Below are 18,432 nucleotides of genomic sequence, written 5' to 3' on the forward strand. Positions count from 1 at the left end.
CGGTGGTCCGGCACGCATCGCGTGTCCGCGCGGCTGCTTCCGCGGAGGAAGTTCGGGCTCCTCCATGGGACGGATGGCTTGCGCTGGTCTGAAGTCCGGCGATAGACCTCGCAAGGAACGGTCCGCAGCCCTGGAGACAGATCCTCGATGACGAAGCTCGCCCGCATCGCCGCCGCCCTCGCTTTGTCCAGCGCCGGCGCCGCGCCGGCGCTCGCCGACTTCAAGCTGACGATCCTCCACACCAACGACATCCACAGCCGCGCCGAGCCGATCAACAAATACGACAGCACCTGCTCGGCCAAGGAGATCGAGGAGAAGGCCTGCTTCGGCGGCTATGCGCGCGTCGTCGCCGCGATCGCGGCCAAGCGCGCGACGGTGGAGAACCCGCTGGTGCTCGACGCCGGCGACCAGTTCCAGGGCTCGCTCTTCTACAACCAGTACAAGGGCGCGGCCGCCGCCGAGTTCATGAAGGCCGCCGGCTACGAGGCGATGGCCGTCGGCAATCACGAGTTCGACGACGGGCCGAAGGTGCTGGAGCCCTTCGTCGCGATGCTGCCCTTCCCCGTCCTGATGGCCAATGCCGACACCACGCGCGAGCCCGAGCTGCACAAGTCGGTCCTGCCCTCCACCGTCGTCGAGAAGGGCGGCGAGCGCATCGGCATCATCGGCCTGACGCCGCAGGACAACCCGGAGATCGCGAGCCCCGGCCCGACGATCGACTTCCTCGACCCGATCCCCGCGGTGAAGGCGGAGGTCGAGAGACTGACGAAGGACGAGGTGACCAAGATCGTCCTTCTCAGCCATTCGGGCTACGAGATCGACAAGCGCATCGCCGCCGCCGTCGACGGGATCGACGTGATCGTCGGCGGCCATACGCACACGCTCCTCTCCAACACCGACAAGGCCGCGAGCGGCGCCTATCCCACCCTCGTGCGCTCGCCGGACGGCACCGAGGTGCCGATCGTGCAGGCCTATGCCTATTCCAAGTATCTCGGCCAGCTCGATCTCGTCTTCGACAACAAGGGCCGCGTCACCTCGGCCAAGGGCGAGCCGATCCTCCTCGATTCCAACGTGCCCGAGGACGCGGCGATGAAGGCGCGGGTGGCCGAGCTCGGCAAGCCGCTGGAGGAGATCCGCGCCAAGGTCGTGGCCTCCACGACCGCGCCCATCGACGGCTCGCGCGAGACCTGCCGCGTCAGGGAATGCGAGATGGGCGACCTCGTCGCCGACGCCATGCTGGACCGGGTGAAGGACCAGGGCGTGACCATCGCCTATGCCAATGGCGGGGGCCTTCGCGCCTCGATCGACGCGGGCGAGGTGACGATGGGCGAGGTGCTGACCGTCCTGCCCTTCCAGAACACGCTCGCGACCTTCGAACTGAAGGGGGCCGACCTGAAGGCCGCGCTCGAGAACGGCGTCGGCAGCGTGGAAGAGCTCGCCGGGCGCTTTCCCCAGGTGGCGGGCCTGAAATTCACCTGGGATCCGCGCAAGCCCAAGGGCGAGCGCATCGTCTCGGTGGAGGTGAAGGAAGGATCGGCCTTCGTGCCGCTCGACCCCGAGAAGGTCTATCTCGTCGTCTCCAACAACTACATGCGCGGCGGCGGCGACGGCTACAAGGTCTTCGCCGAGAAGGGCATGAAGGCCTACGACTACGGTCCCTCGCTCGAGGAGACGGTGGCCGACTATCTCGGCAAGGCGAACGGCGCCTACAAGCCCTTCACCGAAGACCGGATCACGCAGGCGCAGTAGCGCCGGCCGTTCCCGGCGCGCGGCCCCGTCCCACCGATGGGGCGGCGCGCGCCCCAGTCCAGCGGAGAGATCGATGGCGAAGGTCGGGGCGATCCCCCCATCCCGGCGGGGCCTTTCGGCGGGCCACGCGCTCGCGGCCCTGTGCATCGCCGCGGCCACGGCGGCGATCCTTCTGGCCATGGGCCGCACGCCGATCTGCCCCTGCGGGACGGTGAAGCTCTGGCACGGCGTGGTGCAGAGTTCCGAAAACTCCCAGCACATCGCCGACTGGTACGCGCCCTCCCATCTCATCCACGGGCTGATCTTCTACGGGCTCGCCCATCTCCTCCTGCCGAACCGCCCGCTCGGCCTGCGCTTCCTCGCCGCCCTCCTCGTGGAAGCGGCCTGGGAGATCGCCGAGAACACGCCGGCCGTGATCGAGCGCTACCGCGCGGCCACGATCGCGCTCGACTATTTCGGCGACAGCGTCCTCAACTCCATGGCCGATCTCTCCTTCATGGCGCTCGGCTTCTGGCTCGCCTCGCGCCTGCCAGTGGCCTGGAGCGTCGCGATCACGCTGGTGCTGGAGATCGTGGTCGGCGCGCTCATCCGCGACAACCTCACCCTCAACGTCCTCATGCTCGTCTGGCCGCTCGACGCGGTGCGCGCCTGGCAGGCGGGCGGGTAAGGACGGGCGTCGCGCGCCCTCAGCCCTTGTCGGTGTAGAGCACGCGGTGGTCGAGGAGGAAGCGGGCGAAGAAGGGCAGGCTGGCCGATCCGATCTCGCGGGCGGGCGAGCCGATCGTGCCGGGGCGCACGTCCACCGGCGTCAGGCCCTCGCGCTTGAGCGTGCCCATGGCGCGCGCGGTGGCGGCCACGAGCCGGGCGCGCACGGACGGGGGAAAGCTGCCGTCGATCACCGCGCATTCGAAGTCGTAGACCGAGGCGGCGGCGACGATGGCATAGGCGAGGCCGTAGGCGCAGGTCTCCAGCCAGCGATCGAGCAACGGGCCGAGGCTCTCGAAGGCCGCTTCCGAGCGCCAGATCTCCTGCGGGTCGCCCCCTTCGGCGACGATCATCTTCTCCAGGACGTGGATCGAGGCGAAGTTGATGAGCTGGTCGAAGCCGCCCTCGCGGCGCGGCACGGGCATGGAGCCGAGCGCGCCGGCATTCCCGGACCGGCCCACCACCACGTCGCCGGCGATGACGATGCCCCCGCCGACGAAGGCGCCGACGAAGAAGTAGAGATAGTCGTTGGAGGTCGTCTGGCCGAAGACGTGTTCGGCGGCGCAGGCGGCGGTGGCGTCGTTGGTGAGTTCCACCGGCTTGCCCGTCAGGGCGCCGAGCTCGGCGGCGATGTCGACGCTGCGCCATTCGTCCATCGTGCCGGCCGGCGCGCCGATCTCCTCGCCCCAGGCCCAGAGCTCGAAGGGCATGGCGACGCCGAGGCCGAAGATGCGCGGGCGCAGCCGCGGGCTCAGCGCCTGCACGAGCCGGGCCTCCGCCTCCTGGACGAAGGCGAGGATCTCGGCGACGCGCGGCAGCGCGTAGGTGCGCCGCTCGTGGCCTCGGATGGCGCCGACGAAATCCATCAGCACGAGGTCGACCGAGCGCCGGCCGATCTTGAGGCCGAGCGAGAAGGCGCCGTCGGGATTGAGGCGCATGGGGATGGAGGGCTGGCCGACGCGCCCGCGGCGCGGCTTCTCGCGCAGCACCAGTTCCTCCGCCTCGAGCGCGCGCATGATGACCGAGGCGGTCTGCGGCGAGAGGCCGGTGCGGCGGGCGATGTCGGCCTTGGCGAGTTCGCCGTGGCGGCGGATCAGCGAGAGCACGGCCCGCTCGTTATGGGCGCGCAGGCCCGACTGGTTGGAGCCGCGCATGCGCTCGTCGGTGGCGAGCGGGACGGCGGCCGGGGCGGTCACGCCCCCGTCGCGGTCCGGTCCTGCAGCTATATGCGGCTCCGCCATCTCGTTCCCCCCGCTTCTCGATCCGTCCGCGCGCCCGGCGTCCGAGGGCGCGCGTCGCCCGATCGCCCGGCCTTGATGCCCCCTCGGCGATGCGGGACAGGCCCGATCGCCGCAGGAGGCCCGAGAGGCGGTACCGATCGGCTTCCCAGAAGGCCGGGACCGTGCCATCCTCTTCTCCCGCCTCGCAGATTTCCACGTCGCCCCGCCCGGGTCAATAAATAAATCCACGTGATTTATTATTGTTGACAGGCGGCCGGCGGTTGTGGTTCCTTGAATGGGACGGGTCCGGCAGGGAGGTCGACCCACCATGCACGACGGCGCCTGCCCAGCCGCGGCATCTCTCGGGAGGAGATCCACATGAACATCCGCACGCTTCTGGCTTCGGTCGCGCTCACCGGCCTCGTCGGCCTTGCCGCTTCCCCTGCCCTCGCGCAGGACGCCGGCACCGTCTGCCTCATCACCAAGACCGACACGAACCCGTTCTTCGTGAAGATGAAGGAAGGCGCCGAGGCCAAGGCCAAGGAACTCGGCATCAAGCTGCAGTCCTATGCCGGCAAGATCGACGGCGACACCGAGAGCCAGGTCGCGGCCATCGAGAGCTGCATCGCCGCCGGCGCCAAGGGCATCCTCATCACCGCCTCCGACACCAAGGCCATCGTGCCCTCGCTGAAGCAGGCGCGCGACGCGGGCATGCTCGTCATCGCCCTCGACACCTCGCTCGAGCCGATCGACGCGGCCGACGCCACCTTCGCCACCAACAACCTGACCGCCGGCGAGCTCATCGGCCAGTGGGCCAAGGCCCAGCTCGGCGACAAGGCGGCCGACGCCAAGATCGCCTTCCTCGACCTCAACCCCTCGCAGCCCTCCGTCGACGTCATGCGCGACCAGGGTTTCATGAAGGGCTTCGGCATCGACACGAAGGACATCAACGTCATCGGCGACGAGGACGACGCGCGCATCGTCGGCCACGACGTGACCAACGGCAACGAGGAGGGCGGCCGCACGGCGATGGAGAACCTTCTCCAGAAGGATCCGGGCGTCAACGTCGTCTACACGATCAACGAGCCGGCCGCCGCCGGCGCCTACGAGGCGATCAAGGCCGCCGGCATGGACGGCCAGGTCCTCGTCGTCTCGGTCGACGGCGGTTGCCCGGGCGTCGCCAACGTCAAGGAAGGCGTCATCGGCGCGACCTCGATGCAGTACCCGCTGAAGATGGCGGCCATGGGCGTCGAGGCCGTCGACAAGTTCGTCAAGACCGGCGAGAAGCCCGCCGCGACCGAGGGCCTGAACTTCACCGACACCGGCGTCGACCTCGTCACCGACAAGCCGGCGGACGGCGTGAAGTCGATGAGCTCGGCCGACGCGATGAAGGCCTGCTGGGGCTGAGCCCTGGCGGCGGACCCCGGGCCCTTCAGGCTCGGCGGTCCGCCTCCCCTGCGGCGGCCCGTCCGCCTCGTCCCGATCACGGGGGCCGCTCCAGGGCGGGCCCCGGCCCCGGCCCCGGCCGCGCCAGCGTGGAAGCGCCCGGCCACGGGACTGTCCCGCGCCCGTTCCAGGCCCCGGCGCGGCGGATGCGAGGCCCCTTGCCGGGCACCCTCGCCCAAGGGCCTGCCGCACCGCTCCGCGGACCCGGCGCGCGTCGTTGCCGATGCTCGTGAATTGGCGCAGACTTCGCGCAGAGCGGGACGCCTGAAACGAATTCCGCCAGGGAGAGAACCGTCATGACCGAGACATCCGGGACGCCTCCGCGCGCGCCCACACGACAGAGCGCGGCGGATTTCGAGGCCGTCGCGGCCAAGGGCGACACGCGCGTCGCCGAGTTCGACCGGGGCGGCGGGGCGCTCGCCCGGCTGCAGCATTTCCTGCACGCCAACCCGACGATGGTGCCGGTCATGGTGCTGGCGCTCAGCGTCGCCGTGTTCGGCCTCATGCTCGGCAGCCGGTTCTTCTCGCCGCAGACGCTGAACTTCATCCTGCAGCAGGTGACGATCGTCGGCATCGTGGGCGTCGCGCAGACGCTCGTCATCCTCACCGCCGGCATCGACCTCTCGGTCGGCGCCATCATGGTTCTCTCCTCGGTCGTGATGGGCCAGTTCGCCGTCAAGCTCGGCCTGCCCGCGCCGCTGGCGCTTCTGTGCGGCCTCGCCGTCGGCACGCTCTGCGGCTTCATCAACGGCTTCCTCGTCGCCCGGCTGAAGCTGCCGCCCTTCATCGTCACGCTCGGCACGTGGTCGATCTTCCTGGCCACCAACTTCATCTACTCGGCCAACGAGACGATCCGCGCGCAGGACGTGGAGGCCAACGCGCCGCTCCTGCGCTTCCTCGGCGAGACCTTCCGCATCGGCTCGACGACCTTCAGCTACGGCGCCGTCTTCATGGTGCTGCTCGTCTGCGCCTTCTTCTACATCCTCAACAACACGGCCTGGGGCCGGCACGTCTACGCCATCGGCGACGATCCGGACGCGGCGCGCCTGTCGGGCATCTCCACGCAGAAGACGCTGATCTCGGTCTATGTCGTGGCCGGCCTCATCTGCGGCCTCGCCGGCTGGGCGCTGATCGGGCGCATCGGCTCCATCTCGCCGACCTCCGGCCAGGAGGCCAACATCCAGTCGATCACCGCGGTCGTCATCGGCGGCACCTCGCTCTTCGGCGGGCGCGGCTCGGTCTTCGGGACGCTGATCGGCGCCCTCATCGTCGGCGTCTTCGCCATGGGCCTGCGCATCTGGGGCACCGACCCGCAGTGGACGCAGCTCACCGTCGGCGCGCTCATCATCCTGTCGGTCGCGGCCGACCAGTGGATCCGGAAGGTGTCGGCATGAACCCGCAACTCGTCCTCTCCGCCCGCGGCCTCAACAAGAAGTACGGCAAGGTCGTCGCCATCGACAATGCCGACTTCGACCTGCGCGCCGGCGAGATCCTCGCCGTCATCGGCGACAACGGCGCCGGCAAGTCGACGCTCATCAAGGCGGTCTCGGGCGCGGTCGTGCCCGATTCCGGCGAGATCCGCCTCGACGGCACGCCGGTCAACTTCTCCAACCCCCAGGCCGCGCGCGACGCGGGCATCGAGACGGTCTACCAGCAGCTCGCGCTGTCGCCGGCCCTCTCCATCGCCGACAACATGTTCCTCGGCCGCGAGATCCGGCGCGAGGGCTTCGCCGGCCAGTATCTGCGCATGCTCGACAAGCCCAAGATGCGCAAGATCGCCCGCGACAAGCTCTCCGAACTCGGCCTGATGACGATCCAGAACATCGACCAGCCGGTCGAGACGCTGTCGGGCGGCCAGCGCCAGGGCGTGGCGGTGGCGCGCGCGGCCGCCTTCGGCTCCAAGGTGCTCATCCTCGACGAGCCGACGGCCGCACTCGGCGTGAAGGAGAGCCGCAAGGTGCTCGACCTCATCCTCGAGGTGCGCGCCCGCGGCCTGCCGATCGTCCTCATCTCGCACAACATGCCGCACGTCTTCGAGATCGCCGACCGCATCCACATCCACCGCCTCGGCAAGCGGCTCTGCGTCATCGACCCGCGCAGCGCCACCATGTCGGACGCCGTGGCGCTGATGACGGGCGCCAAGGCCCCCGAGGACACGATGATGGCGGCCTGACCCGTCGCATCCGCTGTCGAAACACCACGCCTCGGCCCCGCGGCCGGGGCGTTTTCCTGTCTCAAGGCGGCGTGAGCGCGGGAACGCCGGGGGCGCGTCGCGGATTGGAGGGATTACAACCTTCGGAGACAGTGCCCGTGCTCGACGCCGCCACCTCACGCCCCGTGCCCTACGACCCCGCCTTCGAGATCGAGGAGGAGAACGAGGCCGAGACCGCCCGCGAGCTCGTCGAGACGATGCGCTCCATCATGGAGACGGTCGTCCGGGACGAGGGCCGCGCCGTGCGCGCCGTCCATGCCAAGAGCCACGGTCTTCTCACCGGCCGGCTCGACGTCCTCCCAGACCTGGCCGAACCCTATGCGCAGGGTCTCTTCGCCAGACCCGGCACGTATGGGGCGGTGCTGCGCTTCTCGACCAATCCCGGCGACGTCCTGAAGGATTCCGTCTCGCTGCCGCGCGGCCTCGCGCTCAAGATCGTCGGCGTCGAGGGCGAGCGCCTGCCGGGCTCGGAAGGCGAGAGCGTGCAGGACTTCGTGATGATCAACGCGCCGGCCTTCACCGCGCCCAACGCGCGCAAGTTCCTGGCCACGCTAAAGCTGCTGGCGGCCACGACCGACACGCCGCAGGTCTTGAAATCCGCGCTCTCCACCGCGCTGCGCGGCGCCGAGAGCCTCGTGGAGGCGGCGGGCGGCAAGAGCGGCACGCTCCTCTCGCTCGGCGGCCATCCCGCGACCCATATTCTCGGCGAGACGTTCCACAGCCAGGCGCCGCTCCTTCACGGCCGCTACATGGGCAAGGTCTCGCTCGCGCCCGCCTCGCCCGAACTCAAGGCGCTGACGGACCGGCCGGTCGACATCACCGCCCATCCCGACGCCCTGCGCCAGGCCGTGCGCGCCTTCTTCCGCGAACATGGCGGCAGCTGGGACCTGCGCGTGCAGCTTCTCACCGACCCCGCCTCGATGCCACTGGAGGATTCCAGCACCGTCTGGCCGGAGGACAAGAGCCCGCACGTCACCGTCGCGCGCATCACCGTGGAGCCGCAGGACCCCTACGATCCACCGCGCGTCTCCGGGATCGACGAGGCCATGTCCTTCTCGCCCTGGAACGGGCTGGCCGAGCACCGGCCGCTCGGCTCGATCATGCGCGTGCGAAAGCCCGCCTACGAAATGTCCTCGGACCTGCGCGCGCGCACCAACGGCTGCCCCATCCACCAGCCGAAATCGGCAGCGGATCTCCCGGCATGAGCGTTCACGCCGACAGCGTCGATCTCTACTACTGGCCGGCGATCCCCGGCCGCGGCGAATATGTGCGCCTCGTCCTGGAGGCGGCGGGCGTTCCCTATCGCGACGTCGCGCGCCTGCCGGAGGAGAAGGGCGGGGGCGTCCACGCCATGCTCGCCTTCCTGCAGTCGTCCGAGCGCCATCCCGCGCCCTTCGCGCCGCCTGTCCTCGTGGAGAGCGACGGCACGCTCCTGTGGCAGAGCGCGCTCATCACGGCCCATCTCGGCGAGAAGCACGGGCTGGCCCCGGCCGATGCGCCGAGCCGGCTCGCCGCGCGCGCCATCGCCATGACCATCGCCGACTTCGTCGACGAGGTGCACGACACGCATCACCCGCTCGGCGTCTCGCGCTACTACGAGGAGCAGACGGAGGCCGCGCAGGAGCGGGCGCTGGCCTTCCGCGACGAGCGCATGCCGAAATATCTCGGCTTCCTGGAGCGCTGCGTCACCGACAATCCGACCCTGTCGGGCTATCTCGTCGGCGACAGCCTCACCTATGCGGATCTGGCGCTCTTCCAGACGCTGGAGGGTCTCGCCTACGCCTTTCCGCGGCGGCTTGCGACGCTGCGCCCCGACGTGCCGGCGATCTTCGCCCTGCATCACCGCGTCGCCGACGATCCGCGCCTTGCCGACTATCTCGCCAGCGACCGCCGCCTCCCGTTCAACGAGGACGGCCTCTTCCGCGCCTATCCCGAACTCGACGGCGACTGAGCGCGCACGAAAAACGCCCCGGTCCTTCTCGGACCGGGGCGCCGTTTTTGCGTCTGCGACGATGGAACGCCCTTCGGCGTCCCGTCCCGCCTTCAGCCCTCGAGCTTGGAGGCGAAGAGCGCGAGCGCCTTCTGGTAGACGCCGGCGCGGTTCCAGTCGCGCAGCACGCCGAAATTGCCCTCGCCCTGCTGGTAGCCCACGCCCGGCTGCCAGCCGTGCTGGCGCAGGAAGTTGGCGGTCGAGAACAGGACGTCGGCGCGCGAGTTGATGAGGTCGCGACGCCCGTCGCCGTCGCCGTCGACGCCGAAGCGCAGGTAGTTCTTGGCGAGGAACTGCGTCTGGCCGATCTCGCCGGCCCAGGCGCCCTTCATCTGGCTCGGGCGCATGTCGCCACGGTCGACGATGGCGAGCGCGGCGAGCAGCTCCTCGGCGAAGAAGTCCGAGCGGCGGCAGTCATAGGCGAGCGTGGCCAGCGAGGAGAAGATGTTCATGTTGCCGGAATTGGCGCCGAAACCCGTCTCCATGCCCCAGATGGCGACGACGATCTCCTTCTGGACGCCGTACTTCTTCTCCATGGCGTTGAGCACCTGCGCGTTGTCGCGGATGATCTTCTTGCCCTTGGTGACGAAGGAGGCCGGCGCGCGGCGCGCCATGAAGTCCTCGAGCGAGATGTTCATGGAATGCTGGTTGCGGTCGAGCTTGATGACCTGCGCCGAATAGGCGGTGGGGGCCAGCGCCGACTGGATCGTGCCCTGCGAGATGCCGGAGGCCATGGCCTCCTGCGCGAACTGCTGCTTCCAGGCCGAGAAGCCGGACGCGTCGTTGCCGCACTGCGCCGCGACCGCCGGGGCGGCGGAAAGGCCCAGAACCATGAGCGTCGCCGCGCCGAGCGCCTTGATCGTGCGGGGGGTGAACGTCATTCTGTCCTCACTTCGTTGTCCATGCGCCGCGGTTCGGCCGCTCGCTCTCAGGATGGGTCCGGACTTCGCCCGCGCGCCTTCGGGTGCCCGTCTCCCCGCGCGGGGCGGGACGGCGGGCGCCCGAGGGCGGGCCGGGAAGCTGCCTTCGTCCGGGGCTTAACGCATCGAAATCCGCAACAGTAGTGCAGACTTGCGACACGCGGTGCGCCGGGGAATGCAAGCAAACTATGGTGAGGGTGTGGACGAGACGTTTAACGCGCAAGCACAGGCGTAAAAGAGCGGGTGCCCCGCCCTCACGATCGCGTCATAGGGCCGCGCGTCGGGACCGACGTGTCTCTGCATCTGCCGCCCGGCGTCCCGCATCGCGGGGATGGACCCGGAGCGTCAGGTCAGGGGCGGGCGCCGCCCGGCTCGGAGCCGGGCGCGGCCTGGCGGCGTCAGGCCGCGGCGGGGAAGAGCGCCCATTTCAGCGGCCGCACCGCGATCGGCCCGGCGACGGCGGACGGCGCATCGGCCGGCACCTCCACCTCCAGGCGCTCGCCGCCGGAGAGAAGCTCCAGTTCCACGACGCGCGTGCCCGCCGAGCGGCGCGAGGCGGTGACACGCCCGGCCAGCGTGCCGGGGCCGCCTTCGGCCACGACGAGGTCGTGCGGGCGCAGGAAGATCTGCGCCGGCCCGTCCGGCAGCGAGCCGTCGCCGGGGCCGATCGGCGTGCCCGCGTGGAAGACCGTGCCGCCGCGCAGTTCCACCGGCAGCGCGTTGGAGGCGCCGATGAAGGAGAAGACGAAGGGCGAGGCGGGCCGGTCGTAGATGTCGTCGGCCCCGCCCACCTGCTCGATGCGGCCCTGGCTCATGACGACGACACGGTCGGCGAGTTCCAGCGCCTCCTCCTGGTCGTGCGTGACGAAGACGGTCGTGTGGCCGGTCTTCTCGTGCAGGTCCCGCAGCCAGCGGCGCAGTTCCTTGCGCACCTTGGCGTCGAGCGCGCCGAAGGGCTCGTCGAGGAGGAGGACCTTCGGCTCGATGGCGAGCGCGCGGGCGAGCGCCACGCGCTGGCGCTGACCGCCCGACAGCTGGCTCGGATAGCGCTGGCCGAGGCCCGACAGCTGCACGAGGTCGAGAAGCTCGTGGGCGCGGCGGCGGATCTCGGCCTCGGGCGGGCGCGTCGCCTTCGGGCGCACCGAGAGGCCGAAGCCGATATTCTCGGCGATCGTCATGTGCTTGAACAGCGCGTAGTGCTGGAAGACGAAGCCGACATTGCGCTCCTGCACGCTCTTAAGCGAGGCGTCCTCGTTGCCGAAGCGGATCGTGCCCCGCGTCGGGAACTCGAGCCCGGCGATGAGGCGCAGGAGCGTCGTCTTGCCCGAGCCCGAGGGGCCGAGCAGGGCGATCAGCTCGCCCGAACCGATGTCCAGCGAGACGTCGTGCAGCGCGGGGAAGCGGTCGAAGTCCTTGGCGAGATTGCGAACGGCGATTTCCATGGGGGAGTCCTTTCGGCATCGGCCCGGCGATCGAACCCGATCGGCGGAAAGCCCGATGCGTGGAGCCAGAGGTCGGAGCGTCGCGCGCGTCCGAAGGGACGCGCGGCGCCTAGTGTCCGCCGCGCGTGGCCTTGAGGCCGTCGGCGTAGCGCCATTCGAGGACGGTCTTCAGCCCGAGCGTGATGAGGGCGAGAAGGGCGAGGAGCGAGGCGACGGCGAAGGCGGCCGAGAAGGCGTATTCGTTGTAGAGGATCTCGACATGCAGCGGCATCGTGTTGGTGACGCCGCGGATATGGCCGGAGACGACGGAGACGGCGCCGAACTCGCCCATCGCGCGGGCGTTGCACAGGAGCACGCCGTAGAGGAGCGCCCATTTCACGTTGGGCAGCGTCACGCTCCGGAAGGTGCGCCAGCCGCTGGCGCCGAGCGAGATCGCCGCCTCCTCGTCCCCCGTGCCCTGCTCCTGCATGAGCGGGATCAGCTCGCGGGCGACGAAGGGCACGGTGATGAAGACGGTGGCCAGGACGATGCCCGGCACGGCGAAGACGATCTCGATGCCGTTGCGCACGAGGAAGGGGCCGAGGAGCCCCTGCGCGCCGAAGAGCAGCACGTAGACGAGGCCCGAGATGACCGGCGAGACAGAGAAGGGCAGGTCGATCAGCGTGGTGAGAAGGCTCTTGCCGCGGAACTCGAACTTCGCCACGCACCAGGCGGCGGCGAGGCCGAAGACGCAGTTGGCCGGCACCGCGATGGCAGCGACGAGAAGCGTCAGGCGGATGGCGGCGAGCGCGTCCGGCTCCACGATGGACTCGAGATAGAGCGCCACGCCCCCGCGAAAGGCTTCCACGAAGACCAGCGCCAGCGGCAGGAACAGGACCAGCGCCAGGAAGGCGACGGCGATGCCGATCAGCAGCCGGCGCATGCCCGGCGATTCGGACGTGGGCGATCTCGGCCTGCGGCGCGGCACGGCGCGGCTCCCTTCGCCGAAGGCGGGCACCGCGCCGGTGCCCCCGTCGAAGGCGGCGACGGGAGACGGGCGGGCGCCGCTCATGTCGAGTGCGAGGCTCGTCTCAGACGCCATGACCATACCGCTTCCGGCTCCAAGCCTGAACGAGATTGATGAAGAGCAGCATCGCGAAGGAGATGGCCAGCATGATGCAGGCGAGCGCCGTCGCACCCGCATAGTTGAACTCCTCCAGCCGGATGACGATGAGGAGCGGGGCGATCTCGGACACGCCGGGAATGTTGCCGGCGATGAAGATGACGGAGCCGTACTCGCCGACCGAGCGGGCGAGCGCCAGCGCGAAGCCCGTCGTGACGGCGGGGGCCAGCGTCGGCAGCACGACCTGCGTCACCGCCTGCAGGCGCGAGGCGCCGAGCGTGGCGGCGGCCTCCTCGTATTGCAGGTCGACCTCCTCCAGAACCGGCTGCACCGTGCGCACCACGAAGGGCAGCGAGACGAAGACCAGCGCCACCACGACGCCGAGCGGCGTGTAGGCGACCTTGATGCCGAGCGGCGTCAGGATCTGGCCGATCCAGCCGTTCGGCGCGTAGAGCGCCGTCAGCGCGATGCCCGCGACGGCCGTCGGCAGGGCGAAGGGCAGGTCGATCATGGCGTCGACGAAGCGCTTGCCGGGGAAGCGGTAGCGCACCAGCACCCAGGCCAGCAGAACGCCGAAGACGGTGTTGATCAGCGCCGCGACGAGCGAGGCGCCGAAGGAGAGCCGCAGCGCCATCAGCGTGCGGTGGTCGGTGGCGAGCGTCCAGAACCCGTCCCAGCCGATGCCGGCGGCGCGCATGACGAGCGCGGCGAGCGGCACGAGCACGATCAGGGAGAGATAGGTGAGCGTGAAGCCGAGCGCGGGGCCGAAACCCGGCACCACGCTGGGGCGCCGGATCCCTGGAAGGGAGAGGACGGTCATCGGGCGATCAGTTCGCCGGCTTATAGATCTGGTCGAAGACGCCGCCATCGCCGAAATGGTCGGGCTGCACCTTCTTCCAGCCGCCGAACATCGGATCGTCGATCGTGACGAGCTTCAGCTCGGGAAAGCGCTTCAGGTCTTCGGGCGCGGCCGAGTCCGGCCTGGACGGCCGGTAATAGTGCTTGGCGGCGATGGCCTGGCCCTCGGGCGAGTAGAGATAGTCGAGATAGGCGGTCGCCACCTCGCGCGTGCCCTTGGCGTCGACATTGGCATCGACGAGGGCGACGGAGGGCTCGGCCTTCATGGAGACGGAGGGGACGACGATCTCGAAATCGTCGGGCCCCAGTTCCTCCAGCGCCAGGAAGGCCTCGTTCTCCCAGGCCAGCAGCACGTCGCCGATGCCGCGCTGGACGAAGGTGGTGGTGGCGCCGCGCGCGCCCGTGTCGAGCACCGGCACGTGGGAGAGGAGCGTGCCGACATAGGCCTTCACCTTGGCCTCGTCGCCGCCGAACTTTTCGTGCGCCCAGGCCCAGGCCGCCAGGTAGTTCCAGCGCGCCCCGCCCGAGGTCTTGGGGTTCGGGGTGATGACCTCGACGCCGTCCTTCACCAGATCGCCCCAGTCGGCGATGGCCTTCGGATTGCCCTTGCGCACGAGGAAGACGATCGTCGACGTGTAGGGCGCGGAGTTGTTGGGCAGGCGCGAGCGCCAGTTCTCGGGAAGCTTCTTCGAGTTCTGCGCGATCGCGTCGATATCGGCCTCGAGCGCGAGCGTGACCACGTCGGCCTCCAGCCCGTCGATCACCGAGCGGGCCTGCTTGCCCGAGCCGCCATGCGACATCTGCACGGTCACGGCTTCCTTGCCCTCGGCCTCGCGATGCTTGGAGAAGGCGGCGTTGAAATCCTTGTAGAGCTCGCGCGTCGGATCGTACGAGACGTTGAGGAGGGTCTGCGCCGCGACGGGGCTCGCCAGGAGGCTGGCCGCGCCGAGCGCCGCCAGAAGGGTCATGCGAAAGCCGGTCATCGATGTCTCCATCAGGATTGTCCTGTATGAAGATAATCTCGATCGGATTGATATGGATTGTCAAGAGAGTCAGATTTCGTTCGAATGCCACGGAGTTTCCGTCAAAGGCCTGCGCGCCCTCGACAATGGCGCGGGCCACCCGCCAAGGTGGCGTTAAGCATGTCGGAAATCTTCGATGCGCGAAGGCCGTGGAAGCGGCTCCTGCGATGTTTCGATGACGCGGGATAGACGAGCAGAACAGCCGCCCGGCGGCGCCGCGAGGCCCGTTTCGACCTTCGCGCAGAGGGCGAACGCGGTGCGGGGCGCGGGTCCGCGACGACGCGCCCGCCCGGCTGCGGGAAGGCCCGTCCGGTTCGCGGCCGGGGCGAGCGTCAGTGGGCGGCGGCGACCGCGCGGCTCTGGCCGAGATCGTCGAGAAGGCCGGGCTCGGCCATGGCATCGGCGATCGTCGTCTCGTCGAGCACGGCGCGGGCCGACTCGGCGACGCGCGCGAAGACGCGGCGGATCTCGCAGGACTCCTCCTCGCCGCAGTCGTCGCAGCGCCGGTAGGCGATGCGGCTGAGGCAGGGCAGCGGCGCGATGGGCCCGTCGATCAGCCGCAGCACCTGACCGAAGGTGATCTCCTCGGCGGGCTTCAGCAGGGCATAGCCGCCGAATTTGCCGCGCCGGCTCTGCACGAGGCCGACGCGCTTCATGTCGAGAAGGATCTGCTCCAGGAACTTGCGCGGGATCGCCTGCGCCTGCGCGATCTCGGCCGTCACGAGCGCCCCTTGCGAACGGGCGAGGGCGATGAGGGCGCGCAGGGCGTATTTGGCTTTCTGGGAGATCATCGGCGTCCGGTCGGCTCGGCGACGGGCCGCCGCCCGGAGGTTGAGGCCGGGCGGCGCGCGTCGCGATCCCCTCGCATATGCCGCTTTTTGCCGGCCCGCGCCACCCGGAGGCGCGGTCTCGGTCGAAGCGAGGCCGCGGCCCGCCCGGCGCGCGCGGCGCGCCGCTAGAGGCCGAGCGCCGCGTCGATCCTGTCCCGGCCGGGCATGGCCGTCTGCGCGCCGAGGCCGAGGCAGGCGAGCGAGGCGGCGGCCACCGCGCGGGCCGTGGCCTCTCGGAAGTCGCGCCCCTCGGCGAGCCCGGCGGCGAGCACCCCCACGAACGTGTCGCCCGCGCCCGTCGTGTCCACCGGCTCCACGCGCAGCGCCGGCACGCGGGCGGGCGGCAGGCCGGAGCGCGCGACCAGCGCCCCTTGCGCGCCGAGCGTGGCCACCAGCGTCATGGCGAAGCGCGAGACGAGCGCCTTGGCCTCGGCCTCGAAGGGCCCGGGCAAGGCGAGGAGCCGCGCCACGGCCTCGAGCTCGGTCTCGTTGACGACGAGGACGTCGGCGAGCGGCAGGAGGAGCTCGAGATCGGCGGCCGAGAGGTCGGCGGGAACGGGCGCGAGGTTGAGCACGACCCGGCCCCCGCGCGCGCGCGCGGCCCTCGCGGCCTCGATCGAGGCGGCCTTGGGCACTTCCATCTGCAGCACCAGCACGTCGCCCGGGGCCAGATGCGCCGGGTCGAGCCCGCCGAGCCGGGCATTGGCGCCGCTCGCCACCGTGATCGCGTTCTCGCCCGAAGCGTCGATCACGATGAAGGCGCAGCCCGTCGGCGCGTCGAGGACGGCGAGGGCGGAGAGATCGATCCCCTCCCCTTCGAGATTGGCGCGCGCCGCGCCGCCGAGTTCGTCCGGGCCGATCGCGCCGATCATGGCGACGCGCGCCCCGCCGAGCACCCGCGCGGCGGCCACCGCCTGGTTGGCGCCCTTGCCGCCGAAAAACTGTTCGTAGCCCGGCGACAGCACCGTCTCGCCCGGCCGCGCGATCGCCTCGACGCGGCAGACGAGATCGACATTGATCGAGCCGAAGACCACGACCCGGCCGCCACTGTTGGCTGCGCTCTCCATCCTCATCTCCTCCCGGCGGTCCGCCTTTGCGGGCGCCGCCTCGACCACGCCGGTGCACCCCGCCGGCCCGCCGGGCCGTCCGGCGCCACTGGCGACGGCTCATAGACCATCGCGCGCCAAACCGCACCCGGCCAAGCGGCGAGGCCCCGCGCCCGGCGCGGGCCGCGCCCTCCCCCTCCGGTCGAGGCACTTCCGCAGCGCCGTGACGGCCCCCGGAAGGGTCGTCGTGCCCGCTTCCGGCTTGTCCGGTCTTCGCGGCAGGATGGAAGACCGCGGGCCGGCGATCTCAACCCCGCCGCAATCGCCATGCTGCTAGGCAATATGACACTTTCGCGACAGTAAGGGGCGAGACGATGAAGCACCGGACCACCGTCCCCCTCCTCGCCTGGGGCCTTCTCGCCGCGATCGTCTTCGTGACCCTGTGCCCGATCGGCCTGCGGCCGGCGACGGAGATCTCCGTCAACGCCGACCGGGCGCTTGCCTTCGCGCTGCTCGGCGCCGTCTTCGCCCTCGCCTATCCCGGGCGCTGGCTGTGGCTCCTGGCCCTCCTGCCGCTCGCCGCCTTCGGCATCGAGGCGCTGCAGTTCCTGTCCGCCACGCGCCATCCCCATTTCGAGGATGCCGCCTTCAAGGCCCTGGGCGCCGCGCTCGGCATCCTCGCCGGGCGTCTGGCGGCCGCCTTCCTGCCGCCGGCCCCCACGGGCGCCGAGACGCGCTGAGGCCTCCGGTTCCATCCCCGCGCCAAGTCCTGTAAACGGGCGCGTGCCCGCAGCGCCGGCCGCGGACGACCTGCGACGGCGCACGCCGCGGCATCCGCCCGCAATGGCGATGGAGACGAGTGACATGCCGCAGCTTCCCGAACAGATCGCCTCCGACGGCGGCCTCGCCACGGTGACGCAATCGGCGCTGCGCACGCTGGACGTCCAGATCGCGGGGATGACGACCTTGCGCGAGGCGCTGGCGGACGGGCTCGACGCCGCGCTCTCGCAGGTCGTCGATCTCGTGCTCGGCTCGTCCGGCCGCGTCATCGTCAGCGGCATGGGCAAGAGCGGCCATATCGGGCGCAAGATCGCCGCCACGCTCGCCTCCACCGGCACGCCGGCCTTCTTCATGCATCCGGCCGAGGCGAGCCACGGGGATCTCGGCATGGTGGCGGGCGACGACCTCGTCCTCGCCCTGTCCTGGTCGGGCGAGACGCGCGAGCTCGGCGACATCGCCAGCTACACCCGCCGCTACCAGGTGCCGCTCGTCGCCGTGACCAGCGAGCGCGACAGCACGCTCGGGCGCGCCGCCGACCTCGTGCTGGCGCTGCCCAAGGTGACGGAGGCCTGCCCGCACGGGCTGGCGCCCACCACCTCGACGCTCCTGCAGCTGGCGCTCGGCGACGCCATCGCCATCGCGCTCCTGGAACGCCGCAGCTTCACGCCCGCCCATTTCCACCGCTTCCATCCCGGCGGCAAGCTCGGCAGCATCCTGCGCACGGCCGGCGACCTGATGCGGCGGGCGCCCGACATCGCGGCCGTCGGGCCGCAGGTCACGCTCGGCGCGGCCGTCATCGAGATGACGACGCGCAGCCTCGGCAGCGCCTTCGTGGTGGACGAGGAGGACCGCGTCCTCGGCGTCGTGACCGACGGCGACCTGCGCCGCCATCTGCGCGGCGACTTCCTCGCCCGGCCCGTCTGCGAGGTGATGACGCCCCGGCCCGTCAGCTGCGCGCCGGACATGCTGGGCAGCGCGGCGCTCGCGCTGATGAGCCGGCACAAGGTCAACGCGCTGGCGGTGGTGAGCGGCGAGCGCATCGTCGGCGTCCTCACCATGCACATGCTGCTCGCCGCCGGCATCGTGTGAGGCGGGCCTGCCGGGCGGCGC

Annotated in this window: 17 protein-coding genes; 9 read left to right on the forward strand and 8 right to left on the reverse strand. The window is 70.4% G+C overall.

Features of this window, described 5'->3' with window-relative positions; all coding sequences use genetic code 11:
- Window positions 1-147 precede the first annotated feature (147 nt).
- Entirely contained in the window at window positions 148-1,749 is a 1,602-nt protein-coding gene (locus ASG48_RS12700) for a bifunctional metallophosphatase/5'-nucleotidase (RefSeq protein ID WP_055850225.1), read from the forward strand.
- A 73-nt stretch (window positions 1,750-1,822) separates the two neighbouring features.
- Window positions 1,823-2,416 carry a DUF2585 domain-containing protein gene (locus ASG48_RS12705; RefSeq protein WP_055850227.1) on the forward strand — a complete coding sequence of 198 codons (594 nt, stop codon included), beginning with the start codon at window positions 1,823-1,825 and terminating at the stop codon, window positions 2,414-2,416.
- Window positions 2,417-2,435: 19 nt separating this feature from the next.
- On the opposite strand, the gene ASG48_RS12710 is transcribed toward ASG48_RS12705, so the two are convergent.
- Window positions 2,436-3,695, reverse strand: a complete 1,260-nt coding sequence (locus ASG48_RS12710) for an ROK family transcriptional regulator (protein WP_082529445.1) — start codon at window positions 3,693-3,695, stop codon at window positions 2,436-2,438.
- A 357-nt stretch (window positions 3,696-4,052) separates the two neighbouring features.
- Between ASG48_RS12710 and ASG48_RS12715 the strand changes: the two genes are divergently transcribed.
- The 5 genes from ASG48_RS12715 to ASG48_RS12735 all read left to right on the forward strand — a co-directional run bounded on the left by ASG48_RS12715 (window position 4,053) and on the right by ASG48_RS12735 (window position 9,283).
- Entirely contained in the window at window positions 4,053-5,081 is a 1,029-nt protein-coding gene (locus tag ASG48_RS12715; protein WP_082529446.1) for a sugar ABC transporter substrate-binding protein, read from the forward strand.
- A 335-nt stretch (window positions 5,082-5,416) separates the two neighbouring features.
- A complete protein-coding gene (locus ASG48_RS12720; RefSeq protein WP_055850229.1) occupies window positions 5,417-6,514 on the forward strand; it encodes an ABC transporter permease in 1,098 nt (365 codons plus the stop codon).
- Window positions 6,511-7,293 carry an ATP-binding cassette domain-containing protein gene (locus ASG48_RS12725; RefSeq protein WP_055850230.1) on the forward strand — a complete coding sequence of 261 codons (783 nt, stop codon included), beginning with the start codon at window positions 6,511-6,513 and terminating at the stop codon, window positions 7,291-7,293. The genes ASG48_RS12720 and ASG48_RS12725 overlap by 4 nt, the downstream gene beginning before the upstream one ends.
- 137 nt (window positions 7,294-7,430) lie before the next feature.
- A complete protein-coding gene (locus tag ASG48_RS12730) occupies window positions 7,431-8,537 on the forward strand; it encodes a catalase family protein (protein WP_055850233.1) in 1,107 nt (368 codons plus the stop codon).
- Window positions 8,534-9,283 carry a glutathione S-transferase gene (locus tag ASG48_RS12735; protein WP_055850235.1) on the forward strand — a complete coding sequence of 250 codons (750 nt, stop codon included), beginning with the start codon at window positions 8,534-8,536 and terminating at the stop codon, window positions 9,281-9,283. Before ASG48_RS12730 ends, ASG48_RS12735 begins: the two co-directional genes overlap by 4 nt.
- Window positions 9,284-9,375: 92 nt before the next feature.
- On the opposite strand, the gene ASG48_RS12740 is transcribed toward ASG48_RS12735, so the two are convergent.
- From ASG48_RS12740 to ASG48_RS12770, 7 genes are all read right to left on the reverse strand, one after another.
- On the reverse strand, window positions 9,376-10,203 hold the full coding sequence (locus ASG48_RS12740; protein WP_055850237.1) for a lytic murein transglycosylase: 828 nt from the start codon (window positions 10,201-10,203) through the stop codon (window positions 9,376-9,378).
- Window positions 10,204-10,640: 437 nt separating this feature from the next.
- Window positions 10,641-11,684 carry a sulfate/molybdate ABC transporter ATP-binding protein gene (locus ASG48_RS12745; RefSeq protein WP_055850239.1) on the reverse strand — a complete coding sequence of 348 codons (1,044 nt, stop codon included), beginning with the start codon at window positions 11,682-11,684 and terminating at the stop codon, window positions 10,641-10,643.
- 109 nt (window positions 11,685-11,793) lie between these two features.
- Window positions 11,794-12,606: a sulfate ABC transporter permease subunit CysW gene (gene cysW, locus ASG48_RS12750; RefSeq protein WP_055850668.1), complete on the reverse strand. Its 813-nt coding sequence runs from the start codon at window positions 12,604-12,606 to the stop codon at window positions 11,794-11,796.
- 148 nt (window positions 12,607-12,754) lie between these two features.
- Window positions 12,755-13,606, reverse strand: coding sequence for a sulfate ABC transporter permease subunit CysT (cysT, locus tag ASG48_RS12755; protein ID WP_055850241.1), 852 nt, complete (start codon window positions 13,604-13,606; stop codon window positions 12,755-12,757).
- A gap of 7 nt (window positions 13,607-13,613) precedes the next feature.
- Window positions 13,614-14,612 (reverse strand): sulfate ABC transporter substrate-binding protein, encoded by a 999-nt coding sequence (locus tag ASG48_RS12760; protein WP_244486901.1) that lies wholly within the window; start codon window positions 14,610-14,612, stop codon window positions 13,614-13,616.
- A gap of 386 nt (window positions 14,613-14,998) precedes the next feature.
- A complete protein-coding gene (locus tag ASG48_RS12765) occupies window positions 14,999-15,457 on the reverse strand; it encodes an Rrf2 family transcriptional regulator (protein WP_055850246.1) in 459 nt (152 codons plus the stop codon).
- Window positions 15,458-15,621: 164 nt separating this feature from the next.
- On the reverse strand, window positions 15,622-16,563 hold the full coding sequence (locus ASG48_RS12770; protein ID WP_055850248.1) for a ribokinase: 942 nt from the start codon (window positions 16,561-16,563) through the stop codon (window positions 15,622-15,624).
- Window positions 16,564-16,916: 353 nt separating this feature from the next.
- On the opposite strand from ASG48_RS12770, the gene ASG48_RS12775 reads away from it, so the two are divergent.
- Together ASG48_RS12775 and ASG48_RS12780 are read left to right on the forward strand one after the other, a co-directional pair.
- Window positions 16,917-17,282, forward strand: a complete 366-nt coding sequence (locus ASG48_RS12775; RefSeq protein WP_055850250.1) for a hypothetical protein — start codon at window positions 16,917-16,919, stop codon at window positions 17,280-17,282.
- Window positions 17,283-17,406: 124 nt separating this feature from the next.
- The gene (locus ASG48_RS12780) at window positions 17,407-18,411 is read left to right on the forward strand and encodes a KpsF/GutQ family sugar-phosphate isomerase (protein WP_055850253.1); all 1,005 of its coding nucleotides are present in this window, start codon (window positions 17,407-17,409) and stop codon (window positions 18,409-18,411) included.
- Window positions 18,412-18,432: the final 21 nt, after the last annotated feature.

The organism is Aurantimonas sp. Leaf443 (genome assembly GCF_001425575.1).
In the GTDB taxonomy this organism is placed as follows: domain Bacteria; phylum Pseudomonadota; class Alphaproteobacteria; order Rhizobiales; family Rhizobiaceae; genus Leaf443.